The organism is Jannaschia aquimarina (genome assembly GCF_000877395.1).
In the GTDB taxonomy this organism is placed as follows: Bacteria; Pseudomonadota; Alphaproteobacteria; order Rhodobacterales; family Rhodobacteraceae; genus Jannaschia; species Jannaschia aquimarina.
This window is the reverse complement of record NZ_JYFE01000036.1, coordinates 25,195-38,770: the sequence shown is the minus strand read 5'-3', so window position 1 is coordinate 38,770 and position 13,576 is coordinate 25,195. Positions and strand designations below refer to the sequence as shown.

Below are 13,576 nucleotides of genomic sequence, written 5' to 3'. Positions count from 1 at the left end.
CCCGACAGGAGAGAATTTCGATGTATCGCAGGACGCTACTCGCCCTTGCCGCCGCCACGATGATCGTGCCGCCCGCCCATGCCGCTCAACCACAGCCGGGCGAAGTGCTGGCCGAAGAGCAGGTGTTCCGCTACCGCCTTCTGGACCAGTTCCCGACGCTGGATCCGCAGCTGAACGAAGAGGCGGCGGGTTCCCACGTCATCCGGCAATTGTTCGAAGGGCTGATGAACCAGGACGCTCAGGGCAACCTCGTCCCGGGCGTGGCCGAGAGCTTCGAGGCGTCCGAGGGTAATACGGTCTACACCTTCACGTTGCGCGAGGACGCCGCTTGGTCGAATGGCGACCCGGTAACGGCGCAGGACTTCGTGAACGGCTGGCGCCGCGCGGCCGATCCGGCCACCGCCTCGCCCTACGCCTGGTATGTCGAACTGACCTCGATGGAAAACGCCGCCGAGATCGTCGCCGGCGAGGCCGACCCGGAAACGCTGGGTGTGGAGGCCGTGGACGACCGCACCCTGCGCGTCACACTGACCCAGCCGCTCCCCTTCTTCCCGGCGATGACGACCTACGCCACTCTGTTCCCCGTCCACGCGCCAACCATCGAAGCGCATGGCGACGACTGGACGGCGCCCGAAAATATGGTCTCGAATGGGGCCTACACGTTGGAAAGCCTGACGCTGAACGAGACATTCACGCTCGTGAAGAACCCGGAATACTGGGACGCCGAGAACGTCATCATCGAGCGCGTCGAAGGCTACGTCATCAACGACGAAAACCAGGCCCTGACCCGCTACGAGGCGGGCGAGTTCGACATGCTGGAGCCGCTGCCCGCGGGGTCTTTCCCGCGTCTGCAGCAGGAGCGGCCCGAAGAGGCGATCAGCGTCCCTCGGCTGTGCAGCTACTATTACGCGTTCAACTTCCGCGACGGCGACGACGTGCCCGAGGCGCTGCGCGACCCGAATGTGCGCAAGGCGCTGTCCTACGCCGTGGACCGCGACGTCATCGTCGACCAGATCCTGCAGGGCGGACAGGAGCCGGCCTACAACTTCACGCATTGGGCCACCGCCGGCTTCGAGATGCCGGAGATCCCCTATGCCGAGCTGACCCAGGCGGAGCGGGATGCGGAGGCCCAGCGCCTGTGGGAAGAGGCGGGCAGCCCGGACCTGGAGCTGCGCCTGATCTACAACACGTCCGACAACCACCGGCAGATCGCCACCGTCATCAGCCAGATGTGGAAGCAGAAGCTGGGCGTCGAGACGGAACTGTCGAACAGCGAATGGGCGATCTATCTCGACCAGCGCCGCGAGGGCGGATTCGACTTGGCCCGCTCGGCCTGGTGCGGGGATTACAACGAGGCGTCGACCTTCCTCGACCTCGTGACGACGACGCATGGATCGAATGACGGCAAGTTTTCCAACGCCGAGGTGGACGAGCTGATGGTCGCCTCCAAGACGGCCGAGGATCCGCAGCCGAACTACTCGCAGGTCGAGCAGATCCTCTACGACGAGATGGCGATCGTCCCGATCTACCACTACTCGCTGGCCTTCCTGCTGGACCCGTCGATCAAGGGGTTCCCGCGCGAAAACGTGGAGAACAACTGGTACGTCAAGGACTTCTACCGCGTCGCCGACGAATGAGACCCATGGCGCCGCCCCCTGACCGGGGCGGCGCCAGCCCTTTGCCATGACCGCCTATATCCTCCGCCGCATCGCCATCGCGATCCCCACGATCCTGACACTGATCGTGCTGAGTTTCGTGCTGATGGAATTCGCGCCCGGCTCGCCCTTCGACAGCGAGCGCGGCATCCCCCCCGCTGTCCTGGCCAATCTCGAAGCGAAGTATGGGCTGGACCGTCCCGCCATCGAACGGTTGGGGATCTACATCTGGAACATCGTCACGCAGTTCGATTTCGGGCCCAGCTTCACCTACCGCGACCGCACCGTGAACGACATCATCGCGCAGGGCTTTCCGGTGACGCTGACCTACGGCATCTGGTCCGGCCTCGCCGCCATCGCGGTGGGCGTGCCGCTGGGGATCGTCGCGGCGATCCGGCACAACACGTGGATCGACTATCTGGCGGTGGGCTTTTCCATCGGGGCGCAGGTATTGCCGAACTTCGTGATGGCGCCGATCCTGGTGCTGGTCTTCACGCTGTGGCTGGGCTGGCTGCCGGGCGGCGGCTGGCAGGGCGGGCAGTGGAATTACCTGGTGCTGCCGGTCATCGCGCTGAGCACGTCCTTCATGGCATCCATTGCGCGGTTGACACGATCCTCGATGCTGGAAGTGCTGAACGCGCCCTTCATCCGCACGGCGCAGGCCAAGGGACTGCCCATGCGCCGAGTGATCCTGCGGCACGCACTGAAGCCCGCAATGCTGCCCGTGATCTCTTATCTCGGGCCCACCTTTGCATTCCTGCTGACCGGTTCGGTGCTGATCGACGTCTTCTTCTCGACCGGGGGGATCGGGCAGTTCTTCGTCGCGGCCGCCCTGGGGCGGGATTATTCGGTCATCATGGGCGTGACCGTCCTTTATGGGATCATCGTCGTCGCGCTGAACCTCGTCGTCGATCTGGCCTATGCCTGGATCGACCCGAAGATCCGGTTGTAGCGCCATGTTCCGCCGCTTCGCCCGCGCCTTCATCTCACCGGCCACGAACCCCTACCCCGAGGGCGCGACGGAAATCGTCGCCGGCCGCTCTCTCTGGGCGGATGCCCGGGCGAGGTTCCTGCGCAACAAGGCGGCGACCGGGGGCCTGATCGTCCTGCTGCTTCTGATCGCGTTCGCGCTGTTCGGCGACCTGATCGCGCAATGGTCCAACGAGGAAATCGACTGGGCCATGCTGGGCCGGGTGCCCGAGGTCGGCGGGCCGAGCCTCGCCAACGGCCATTGGTTCGGCGTCGACGAGACGGGGCGCGACCTCTTTGCCCGCACGGTGCAGGGCACGCGGATCAGCCTGGCCGTGGGCATCGTCGGCGCGCTGGTCGCCGTGATCATCGGCACGCTCTACGGAGCGGTGTCGGGCTATGTGGGCGGGCGTACGGATCAGGTGATGATGCGGATCGTCGACGTGCTGATCGCCATCCCCTACATGTTTGTCCTGATCCTGCTGATGGTCGTCTTCGAACGGTCGGTCATCATGCTCTTCGTGGGCGTCGGCCTAATCTCCTGGCTGGACATGGCGCGGATCGTGCGGGGACAGACGCTGACCCTGAAGAACCGCGAATTCGTCGAGGCGGCCATCGCGACGGGCGTGTCGACCCCCCGGATCATCCTGCGCCACATCGTGCCGAACCTGCTGGGCATCGTCGCGGTCTACGCCACGTTGCTGGTGCCGAGCATGATCCTGTTCGAGAGCTTCATCAGCTTTCTGGGACTGGGCGTGCAGGAGCCGTCGACCTCGCTGGGCGCGCTGATCAACGGGGGGGCGCAGAACCTGCGCAACGAGACGCCCTGGATGCTGGGCTTTCCGCTCTTCTTCTTCTGCACGCTGCTCTTCGCGCTGTTCTTCGTGGGCGACGGGCTGCGCGACGCGCTCGACCCGAAGGACCGATGATGGCCGATCCGCTGCTCCAGGTCACGGATCTGCGCGTGACGTTCGAGACAAATGACGGCCCCGTCCAGGCCGTGAACGGCCTTTCGATGAGCCTGGAGGCAGGCGGCACGCTGGCCGTGGTGGGCGAGAGCGGGTCGGGCAAATCCCAGATGGCGTTTGCAATCATGGGCCTGCTGGCACGGAACGGTCGCGCCGAAGGCTCCGTCCGGCTGGAGGGGCGCGAGGTGCTGAACCTGCCCTCGGCCGAGCTGAACCGGATCCGGGCCCAATCCATCGCGATGGTCTTCCAGGACCCGATGACGTCGCTCAACCCCTACATGCGCGTGGGCACCCAGATGGCCGAGGTTCTGGAACTGCATAAAGGCCTGTCCCGGCGCGACGCCCTGGCCGAGAGCGCGCGGATGCTGGATGCGGTACGCATCCCGGATGCGCGGGGGCGGCTGTCGCAATACCCGCACGAATTCTCGGGCGGGATGCGTCAGCGGGTGATGATCGCGATGGCGTTGCTGTGCCGTCCCAAGCTGCTGATCGCAGACGAGCCGACGACCGCGCTGGATGTGACCGTGCAGGCGCAGATCATGGACCTGCTGGAAGACGTGCGTACGGAGTTCGGGACCGCGCTGCTGTTGATCACGCATGACATGGCGCTGGTGGCCGAGAGCTGCGACCGAACGGTCGTCATGTATGGCGGGCGGGTGATGGAACAGGGTCCGACCCGCGCCCTGTTCGAGGCGCCGAGCCATCCCTATACGGCGGGTCTGCTGTCGGCCGTTCCGCGGCTCGATGGCGACGACAGCGAGTTGGCCGTGATCCCGGGCGACCCGCCCGATATGTCGCGCCTGCCGCCTGGCTGCCCCTTCGCGCCACGCTGCCCATTGGTGATGGAAACCTGCCGCGAGGTCCGTCCGGTGTTGGAGGAGTTGGGCGACGTGCGCCGGGCCTGCCATGCCGAACCGAGGGCAGTCGCATGAGCGCGCCGCTTCTCTCCGTCCGCGATCTCTCGGTCACCTTCGACGTGCCGCGCAAGGGGGCGATGCCGTGGACGCCGCCGCAGAAGCTGCGTGCGGTGCAGGATATCTCGTTCGACCTGAAGGCCGGCGAGACGCTGGGCGTCGTCGGCGAGAGCGGGTCGGGCAAATCGACGCTGGCGCGCGCGGTGATCGGCACGATCCCGGCCTCGTCGGGGCGGGTCGTCTGGCAGGGAACGGAATTGACCGGCCTGTCGGTCGCGGCCCGCCGCAAGCATCGCGCAGAGGTGCAGATGGTCTTTCAGGACCCGCTGGCCGCGCTGAATCCCCGGATGACGGTGGGCGAGATCATCGCGGAACCTCTGCGGACCCATCGGGACGTCACCCGCGACGAGGCGCGCCGCGCCTCGCAGGAGATGATGGAGCGGGTCGGCCTGCTGCCGAACCTCGTGAACCGCTACCCCCACGAGTTCTCGGGCGGGCAATGCCAGCGGATCGGTATCGCGCGCGCACTGATCCTGGAGCCGCGGCTGCTGATCTGCGACGAGCCGGTCAGCGCGCTGGATGCCAGCGTGCAGGCACAGGTGGTCAACCTGCTGCGCCGGCTCGGACGGGAGATGGGTCTGGCGATGATCTTCATCGCCCATGACCTGAGCGTGGTGCGCCACGTCTCGGACCGGATCATGGTGATGTATCTCGGTCGCAAGATGGAGGAGGGCGCTGCCCGCGAGGTCGTGGGCGCCCCTTTGCATCCGTATGCAAAGGCCCTGATCTCGGCCATCCCGCGCCCCGATCCGACCCGCAAACGCGCACGGATCGCGCTGGAAGGAGAACTCCCGTCGCCGCTGGCTCCGCCGTCGGGATGTGTTTTTCACACACGTTGCCCCGTGGCGCGGCCCGACTGCTCCGCCGGCGCGCCCGCCCTTGCGGAACCGGCGCCGGGCCGGATGGTGGCCTGCCCCTACCACTCGGAGCCCGTCCGGGCCGCGGTGAATTCCTGACGCGCCCCTTTGGGCGCGTCAGTCGGGCGTGGCGTCCGTCGTGTTGCGATTGCGGTACTTCGTGATCCAACCCACCAGCGGCGGGGCCAGCAAGCACAGAGCAGCGATGACGAGGATCGAAAGGGTCAGCCCTCGCTCCCACAGGAACGACCACGATCCGTCGTTGATCAGGAGTGCGCGGCGCAGGTTCTCTTCCATCATCCCGCCGAGGATGAAGCCGAGGATCATCGGCGCCATAGGGAAGTCGAGCAGCCGCAATCCGACCGCCGCGATGGCGAAGAGCACCATCAACTGGATGTCGAACGTGTTGAACGACACGAAGTAGACGCCGATCAGCGAAAAGAAGAGGATCAGCGGCAACAGGAACCGCGACGGGATCGCGAGGACGCGCGCGATATAGGGGATCAGCGGCAGGTTCAGGATCAGCAGGATGATGTTGCCGATCCACATGGACACGATCACCGACCAGAAGACGTCGGGCTGATCGAGATAGAGGCGCGGGCCGGGCTGGATGCCGTAGCCGATCAGTGCACCCAGCATGATCGCCGTCGTCCCCGAGCCGGGAATTCCCAGCGTCAGGAGGGGCACGAAGCTGCCGGTCGCGGCGGCGTTGTTGGCCGTCTCTGGCGCGGACAGGCCACGCACGCTGCCCTTGCCGAATTCGGCGCCCTTTTTCGGGCCGGCGATGCGCTGTTCCGTGCCGTAGGCGAGGAACGACGCAATGGTCGCTCCCGCGCCCGGTAGGACGCCGACGATGAAGCCGAGAACGGAGGAGCGGCTGATGACCGGGACCATCTCCTTCACTTCTTCGCGGCTGACCTTCATCGAGCCGAGCTTCTGCGAGGCTTCCTTCTCTTCGAGGCGGGCGCTGTCGTCCTTGGGCCTGAGGATCGCCATCAGCGCCTCGGACAGGGCGAATGTCGCCATCACCAGAAGCAGGAACGAGATCCCGTCGACGAGGTCGATCATGCCGAGCGTGAACCGGGCGACACCTTGAGTCTGGTCGGTACCGACGGTCGAGAGCATCAGGCCGACGACCGTCATGAGCAGCGCCTTGACCATGCTGCCCTTGCCCGCGAAGGCGGCGACGGCCACGAGGCCCAGCACCATCAGCGCGAAGTAGTCGGTTGACTGGAAGGCAAGCGATACGCTGGCGAGCGAGGGCGCGGCCACCAGCAGGAAGATCGCCGCGATCACCCCACCGGAAAAGGACGAATAGGCTGCGATCGCCAGCGCCTTGCCGGCCTGCCCGGAGCGCGCCATCGGGTAGCCGTCGAAGGACGTGGCCACGGTCGAGGCGACGCCCGGCGCGTTGATCAGGATGGACGACGTCGATCCTCCGAAGATCGCGCCGTAATAGACCGCTGCCATCAGGATGATCCCCGCCGCAGGGTCCAGCGTGGCGGCGATGGGGATCATCAGCGCGATGGCGGACATCGGCCCCAGGCCGGGCAACATGCCGATGAAGGTGCCCACCAGACAGCCCATCATCACGAAAAGCAGGTTCTGGAGCGAAAGGGCCGTCGAGAGGCCGATCAGGATGCCGTCGATCATGCAGGCGACCTCAGTTCAGGGCGGCGGGAAGGGGCGCGATGTAGACGTCGAGCCCTTGCGTCATCAGGACCCAGAATCCGACCACGAGGGGGACGGCGACGGCGGCACTGATCCAGATCCGGCGTTCGCCGAGCATCGTGAAGCCGATCATCAGGAACGCCGTCGTGGACAGGAGAAATCCGAGGGGGCGGATCAGGAGGCCATAGGCGCTCATCAGGACGAGGAAGCCGATCACGCGCGGCCAGTCGAGGCCCTTGAGATCGGGTTTCTCTCCGGATCCGGGGAGGATGAGGCAGAGTACCGCGAGGCCGCTGCCGATTATCGCCAGGAGCTCCGGGATCGTCCGGGCCGTGAATGCCTGATTGACCTGGAATGGCAGGAGCCGGATGTCCCGGATCAGCCACCAATATGTCAGGCAGAATACGAGCAGCAGGGCGCCGCCGATGCGGGTCTTGGTCAGCATGTTTTCCCCGAAGCGAGGGCGGCGCCGTGATGCCGCCGCCCTCTGGCGATGATATCAGAGGAAGCCGAGCTCTCGCATCAGCGTGGAGATCTGCTCTTCCTGCCCTTCGAGGAAGGTCGTGAAGTCCTCGCCCGAATTGAAGATCTCGACCCAGCCATTGCGATCGCGCACCTCGGCCCATGCGTCGGTGTCGTACATCGCTTCGAGGGCAGCCTGATAGCTGGCCAGCGTGTCCGCGTCGATGCCGGGGGCGGCGAAGAAGCCGCGCCAGTTGACGAACTCTGTTCCTTCGGAGCCCGCTTCGGCGCAGGTCGGAACGTCGGCGACGGCATCGACCCGCTCTGGCGAGGTCAGGCAGAGGATGCGAACCTCGCCCTGACGGGCCAGTTCGATGGCTTCGCCGAGGCCGGTCGAGAGCGCCTGGATTTCACCGGAGAGCAGCGCGGCCATCGCCGGGCCACCGGTGTCGTAGGGGATGTACTTGATCTGCGCTGGATCGGTCCCGGCATTCTTCATCACCAGCGCCGCGACGAGGTGATCCATGCCGCCCTGCACCGAGCCGCCGCCGATGGCGAGCGCCGTGGGATCGTCCTGATAGATCGCGACAAGATCGGAGAGGGACTGGACGTCGCTGTCCGTGTTCACCACCAGCGTCGCGTAGTCCCCGATCGTGCCAGCGACCGGCGTGAGGTCGCGGAAGCTCTGCGGGAAGACGCCTTGCAGCGACCGGATGACGATGGGCGTCGAATTGACCATCATCGTGCCGCCATCATCGGTCTCGATCAGATGGGCGATCGCCTTGCCGCCCCCGCCGCCTGACATGTTCTCGTAGGTGGCGCTGCCGACGAGACCCGCCTCGGTCAGAGCCTCGCCCGTGCCGCGGGCGGTGCCGTCCCAGCCGCCACCGGCGCCGCCGGGGATGAGGAAGTGGATGTCCGCCACCTTCTGGTGGCCGTCCGCATGGGCGGTGCCCGCAAGCGCGATGAGGGCAACTGCCGCCCCGGTTAGGATCGTCTTCATTCATTCCTCCCTGTCCGTCCGCGATCGAGCGCGGATCTTCTACGATGCAAAGGCTAACGGGAATGGGGAGGCCTGCGCCACCCCCTTAGTGCCCGGTCCCGAAGACCCACCGTACGGTGCTCTTTCGATTAACGATCCGTTTACCGCTCAAACCGAGTCTCCGCCCTTCTCGTACAAGGAGGTAGGGCCGTCATGGAAAGCTCGGTCAATCTGTCGCTACCCTATATTCAGCCGTCCCAGGCTCAGAAGCATGTGACCCACAACGAGGCGCTGCGCGTCCTCGACGCGCTGGTTCAGCCGGTGGTGGCGGATCGACCCCTTGCCGCTCCGCCCGGCACGCCGGAGGAGGGCGCCCGCTACATCGTCGACGATCCCGCGACGGGCGACTGGGCCGGACAGGACGGCAAGGTCGCGTGGAGGACGGACGGAGCCTAAAGCTTCCTGGTTCCCAAACCCGGCTGGCAGATGCGGCAGGTCGGCGGCCCGGTCTGGGCCTATGACGGGTCGCGCTGGTTCGTGGAACAGAACGACCTGTCCGGCCTGGAGACGCTGGGCATCAATTCCGGCGCGGATCCGGTCAACCGGCTGAGCGTCGCGTCGCCCGCGACCCTGCTCAACCACGATGGCAACGGGCACCAGCTCAAGCTCAACAAGGCCGGCGAGGCCGAGACCGCGACGCTTCTCTTTCAGACCGGCTTTTCCGGCCGGGCCGAGATGGGAACCGCCGGGACGGATGCGTTCAGCGTGAAGGTCAGCCCGGATGGGGCGACCTGGCATCAGGCCATCGAGGCAGATGGGGCGACGGGACGGGTCCGCTTTCCCCAAGGCGTCGATGGCCTCGCAAGCACCGAATTCGGCGACTCGCCATTGACGACGACGGCCTACGTCACGGCCCGCGGCGGCGATCTGATCACGAACGGCACGGGGTATCTGGGCAACAGCTACAACTTTCCGGGCCTGGATTTCGATGCCTCGCAAACGCCCGGCCTGCCGGGGGCGTTCGTCTTCCGCGGCTACGGAGCCGAAACGGTTCTGAGCGCGGAGCCGATTCCCGTTCAGACCGATCAGGTCTATCGGCTGCAGGCAATGCTCCAGCAGGATACGATCGCGGGCGATTGGGCGAGCTTTGCGGAAGGCGCGCGCCACCAGCACCAGATCGGGTTGATCGCCTACGATTCCGACGGCCTTCAGATCCGGCCAATCCACCACATGCGGTTCCAAGGGGTCGGCGGTGACAGCCTGACCACGCTGGCGGCCCCCCTGTCCCCCGGGGACACGGTCATTCGCGTAACCGACGCCTCGAACTGGAACGATGTGGACACCGATCCCGAGGCGCGGGGCGCCGTGATCTTTGCGTATCGGAATGCGGCAGGGGTCCGTCAGGGCGGCTACAGCCGGATCGTGGAAGCGGATCTCTTCGATCTGACTGGCGTGGACCGGGCTGGTGGACAGATCACGCTCAAGACGCCCCTGCCCGCCTCGATGGGCAACCCCGATCATCCATCGGGAACCTGGCCCGCCGGCACGCCGATCGCGAACTCCGATCGGGGTCTGTCGCGCAAGAACTGCGTGATGAATTCGGTCGCGCTGGCGGAGACGGGACACTGGTACAAGGCGACCGGTTACATCGGCGGCGTCGATCTGTCGGGGACGAACGCCGCGCTGAACTTCCCGCCGGGAACCGCGGCCGTGCGGCTTGCGATCCGGCCCAACTATTCCAACCGGTCCGGCGGATGGAATGGCTACCCGGATACGGGGCCGACCCATGCGATCCGTTTCGCGGGCCTGTCGATGCTCCCAGTTCCCTCGGCTACGATGCGGCGGGAGACCTCGAAGGCCATGGCGCTCAAGGTCCCGCAGAGCGACCATGATACTGGATCGGTGACGCTGGCTGCGGCGACGCGGACCATCGCGCCGGTCTCGGACCTCAGCTTCGACGATCTCGTGGGAAGCGACGGACCCACACCTCACTTCGTCACCGATATCCAGCTGTCGAACGACACATTCCTCGAAGGCGCAGCGGCCGGAACGACCGTAGGCACGTTGACGGCGACGACATCCGATGGCGCCCCCTGGACCGGTGGCTTCGCCCTGTCCGGAGGCGGCGGCCGCGCGGCGCTGAACGGCGCGCAGATCGTGGTCGGGTCGACCGTCGCGGCGGCCGGATCCTTTGGGGTGACAGTGTCCGCAGGCGCGTATTCGGAGCAGTTCACGCTTACCGTCGAAGAAAACACGGCCTCCGGGGCGGAGCCCCTGCTTCTGATGATCGCGGGTCAGTCGAACAGCCGGGTCGCGGGCAATTCGTCGGGAACCCCGCAAGCGAAATACACCGGACCGGGCGTGTTCGACGATGTCTTCGTCCTGGTGAAAGGCACCGACATCTCGGACGCGACCTTCGAGCCCTACGACATCACCTCGAATGCGGACCCGGACAATACGGGGTTCGCTTGGGGCTGCGAGGCGGAATTCGTCTATCAGATGCGTCAATCCGGCGACACGCGGCCCGTCTATCTCGTGAAGCACAGCCGGAATGGCCAGAACCTCTTCGATCAGTGGCATCCCGATACCACGGCAGGGCAGTTCGAAGGCTTTGAAGAGAAGGTGGCGCGCGCCCGGACGCTGACACCCGGCGGGTTCGGCGAGGAGTTGATCATCTGGAACCAGGGCGAGGCGGACGCGAATGTCGGGGCCGGCCCGATGGGGACGGCGGCCGCGGACTACGCCGCCAACTTCTCGGACTGGTTCGCCGCGGTGCGCGCCCGTGTTTCGGCAAGCGCGCGGATTATCGTCCAGCGTATCCGTCCCCTCGGCTACGATGCAGGTGATGGGGTGACGACCGAACAAGGCTGGTTGCGGGCGTGGGACGTTCGCGAAGCCCAAGTTGCGGTCCCGGAGGCGGACGGGAACGCGACGACGATCGACACCGACTTCGATCAGGGTAACTTCGGAAGCATTCATCCCACCGAGCCTTGGACCGAAGGAATGGGCCTGCGGAGCTGGGCGGCCTATCAGGGCACATACGATGCCATCTATGGCCCAATCGACGATACGGTCCCGGACGCGATCTCGTTCACCGATCAGCCGGACGTTCCGGAAGCCACCTCGATCGTCTCGGAAGCGGTCGAAGTGGCCGGGATCGAGCGGCGGACACCCGTTACGGCCACCGGAGGCGAGTTCCGGACGCTCAATCGCTTGAACGCAGACAGCGTCGTCGCGGATTGGCAGAGCTCGGGTTTTGTGGACAAGTTTCAGAAGCTGCAATTGCGACAGACCTCGGCATCTGCCGCCGCTACCGCGAGCTCGGTCGGACTGTCGGTGGGTGGCGTGACCACGAGCTGGACGGTGACGACGGCGGCTGGGGCGACCTCTTACGAGGCGGAAACCGATGCCTTCATCCAGCAGGTCGTCGCCAATGGGGGCCTGACGATCTCTGGCGCCCGCGCCGGTGCTCTGGATGCGTTCTTTGTCGCGGCGAAGACGTCGTCCTGGTGGCCCAAGACTGTGCGCCTCTATCTGCGGCTCGCGGACGAGGTTTCGTCTTCCCTGGATCTGCGCGACCAGATCACGAGTCTGACGAACATGAATGAAGGCGGCGTCGCCCCGATGCCATGGAGCAGTGCGGGGTGGGCGACAGGCGCCGGATCCCGGTCTGCCCTCGATCTGAAGATCAACCCTGTCGTGGACATGCCCCAAACCTCTTGCGCGTTTGCGGCATGGTTCTCGACGTTGCAGGACAATACCGCGCCCTCGCTGATCGGGGACGACACCTCGATCTATCTCCGCGCCCGCCTTTCCGGAGCAATCCGGGCGAACCTGCACAGCGGTTCGAACAACAACCTGTCTGACCCCGCGCCGGTGGCGGGCATGCGGCTGGTCGTTCGCGACGGAGACACGGTGGGCGTGTACGGGCCTGACGGATCGTTGCTGCAAAGCGCCGTTCAGCCGTCGATCGCGCCGACAAGCCCCAAGCTCTATTTCGGCAACCCGAATGGCGGCGTCGGCGATGGGGTCGGGCTGGGGATCGGCGCCTTTGGCGGAGCGCTGTCGCCGGCAGAGGCGACGGATCTTGCGCAAGCGGTGAACGCGCTTCACGCGGCGTTCGCCTGACGCCTTCGAAAACGAACATCGCGACGGCCCCGCTTCGGAAAGGAGCGGGGCCGTCTCACGTTCAATGGTTCCGAAAGAAAGGGTGAGCTATAGCGAAAGCGAACCAGCCGAGAGCACACTCAACACCCTATGCGTATCCTGTCCCGAGTTCTGGGGGTTCCGCCTCAAGACAGGTCGCTGCGACCGATGCGGCCGGTCTGGGTTGTGGGCGACGTTCACGGACGGCTGGATCTTCTTGAAAAAGCTCTTCTTGGGATCGAGGCGGACCTGTCAGCCGGGTCGAGATCAGGGGACAAGGGCGCCCTCGTCCTGCTCGGCGATTACGTGGACAGGGGCGGCGACAGCCGCGGGGTTCTGAACCTCGTGAGGCGCTTGGGCAGACGGTATCCTCATCTGGATGTGGTCGCCTTGATGGGGAACCACGAGCGGATGCTGCTGGATTTCATCCGCGTGCCGGAGGGGGATGCCCGCCGGTGGCTCCGCCATGGCGGCATCCGGACGCTTCTGAGTTACGGCATCGTTCCGGTCCGCGCTGATGACAGTTCGGACGACCTTCGCAGGGCGGCGCGGTCGCTCCGAAAGGCCCTCTCGCCGGACACGGTGACGTGGCTCGAAGGGCTGCCGACCTATTGGTCTTCGGGCAACCTGGTCTGCGTCCACGCCGCGCTCGACCCGGCCTTGCCGATGGAACGGCAGCGTCCGGAGGCGATGCTCTGGGGGCATCCCAGATTTCTGGCCGAACCGCGTCAGGACGACCTATGGGTTGCGCATGGCCACACCACCGTCGACGAACCGGTCGTCGAAGACCGCCGCATCGCCGTCGATACCGGCGCATACGAGACAGGCCGGTTGACCTCGGCCGCCATATCAGTGGACGGCGACGTGAGGTTCATGACCGTCGAGCTTTAGA

At 65.8% G+C, this 13,576-nt stretch carries 11 protein-coding genes; 8 read left to right on the top strand and 3 right to left on the bottom strand.

Annotated elements, in window-relative coordinates; translation table 11 throughout:
* The first annotated feature begins 20 nt into the window (after nucleotides 1–20).
* The 5 genes from jaqu_RS09490 to jaqu_RS09470 are packed head-to-tail and all read left to right on the top strand — an operon-like array spanning nucleotide 21 to nucleotide 5,522.
* Nucleotides 21–1,637 (top strand): peptide ABC transporter substrate-binding protein, encoded by a 1,617-nt coding sequence (locus jaqu_RS09490; protein ID WP_043918735.1) that lies wholly within the window; start codon nucleotides 21–23, stop codon nucleotides 1,635–1,637.
* Nucleotides 1,638–1,683: 46 nt separating this feature from the next.
* Nucleotides 1,684–2,607 (top strand): oligopeptide ABC transporter permease OppB, encoded by a 924-nt coding sequence (oppB, locus tag jaqu_RS09485; RefSeq protein WP_043918734.1) that lies wholly within the window; start codon nucleotides 1,684–1,686, stop codon nucleotides 2,605–2,607.
* 4 nt (nucleotides 2,608–2,611) lie between these two features.
* The gene (locus jaqu_RS09480) at nucleotides 2,612–3,553 is read left to right on the top strand and encodes an ABC transporter permease subunit (RefSeq protein ID WP_084629655.1); all 942 of its coding nucleotides are present in this window, start codon (nucleotides 2,612–2,614) and stop codon (nucleotides 3,551–3,553) included.
* A complete protein-coding gene (locus tag jaqu_RS09475; protein ID WP_043918733.1) occupies nucleotides 3,553–4,524 on the top strand; it encodes an oligopeptide/dipeptide ABC transporter ATP-binding protein in 972 nt (323 codons plus the stop codon). Before jaqu_RS09480 ends, jaqu_RS09475 begins: the two co-directional genes overlap by 1 nt.
* Nucleotides 4,521–5,522, top strand: a complete 1,002-nt coding sequence (locus jaqu_RS09470) for an ABC transporter ATP-binding protein (protein ID WP_043918732.1) — start codon at nucleotides 4,521–4,523, stop codon at nucleotides 5,520–5,522. The genes jaqu_RS09475 and jaqu_RS09470 overlap by 4 nt, the downstream gene beginning before the upstream one ends.
* Nucleotides 5,523–5,540: 18 nt before the next feature.
* Here jaqu_RS09470 and jaqu_RS09465 read toward each other — a convergent pair whose 3' ends face one another.
* Genes jaqu_RS09465 through jaqu_RS09455 form a run of 3 tightly spaced genes read right to left on the bottom strand, consistent with a single transcriptional unit; the run spans nucleotide 5,541 to nucleotide 8,559 of the window.
* Nucleotides 5,541–7,076: a tripartite tricarboxylate transporter permease gene (locus jaqu_RS09465; RefSeq protein WP_043918731.1), complete on the bottom strand. Its 1,536-nt coding sequence runs from the start codon at nucleotides 7,074–7,076 to the stop codon at nucleotides 5,541–5,543.
* 10 nt (nucleotides 7,077–7,086) lie between these two features.
* Nucleotides 7,087–7,539, bottom strand: a complete 453-nt coding sequence (locus tag jaqu_RS09460; RefSeq protein WP_043918730.1) for a tripartite tricarboxylate transporter TctB family protein — start codon at nucleotides 7,537–7,539, stop codon at nucleotides 7,087–7,089.
* A 54-nt stretch (nucleotides 7,540–7,593) separates the two neighbouring features.
* Nucleotides 7,594–8,559 (bottom strand): Bug family tripartite tricarboxylate transporter substrate binding protein, encoded by a 966-nt coding sequence (locus jaqu_RS09455; protein WP_043918729.1) that lies wholly within the window; start codon nucleotides 8,557–8,559, stop codon nucleotides 7,594–7,596.
* A 192-nt stretch (nucleotides 8,560–8,751) separates the two neighbouring features.
* Here jaqu_RS09455 and jaqu_RS20620 point away from each other — a divergent pair, with 192 nt between their 5' ends.
* The 3 genes from jaqu_RS20620 to jaqu_RS09445 all read left to right on the top strand — a co-directional run bounded on the left by jaqu_RS20620 (nucleotide 8,752) and on the right by jaqu_RS09445 (nucleotide 13,575).
* Nucleotides 8,752–8,994, top strand: coding sequence for a DUF2793 domain-containing protein (locus jaqu_RS20620; protein WP_052500891.1), 243 nt, complete (start codon nucleotides 8,752–8,754; stop codon nucleotides 8,992–8,994).
* A gap of 30 nt (nucleotides 8,995–9,024) precedes the next feature.
* The gene (locus jaqu_RS20615) at nucleotides 9,025–12,666 is read left to right on the top strand and encodes a sialate O-acetylesterase (protein WP_052500890.1); all 3,642 of its coding nucleotides are present in this window, start codon (nucleotides 9,025–9,027) and stop codon (nucleotides 12,664–12,666) included.
* A 186-nt stretch (nucleotides 12,667–12,852) separates the two neighbouring features.
* On the top strand, nucleotides 12,853–13,575 hold the full coding sequence (locus jaqu_RS09445; RefSeq protein ID WP_052500889.1) for a metallophosphoesterase: 723 nt from the start codon (nucleotides 12,853–12,855) through the stop codon (nucleotides 13,573–13,575).
* Nucleotide 13,576: the final 1 nt, after the last annotated feature.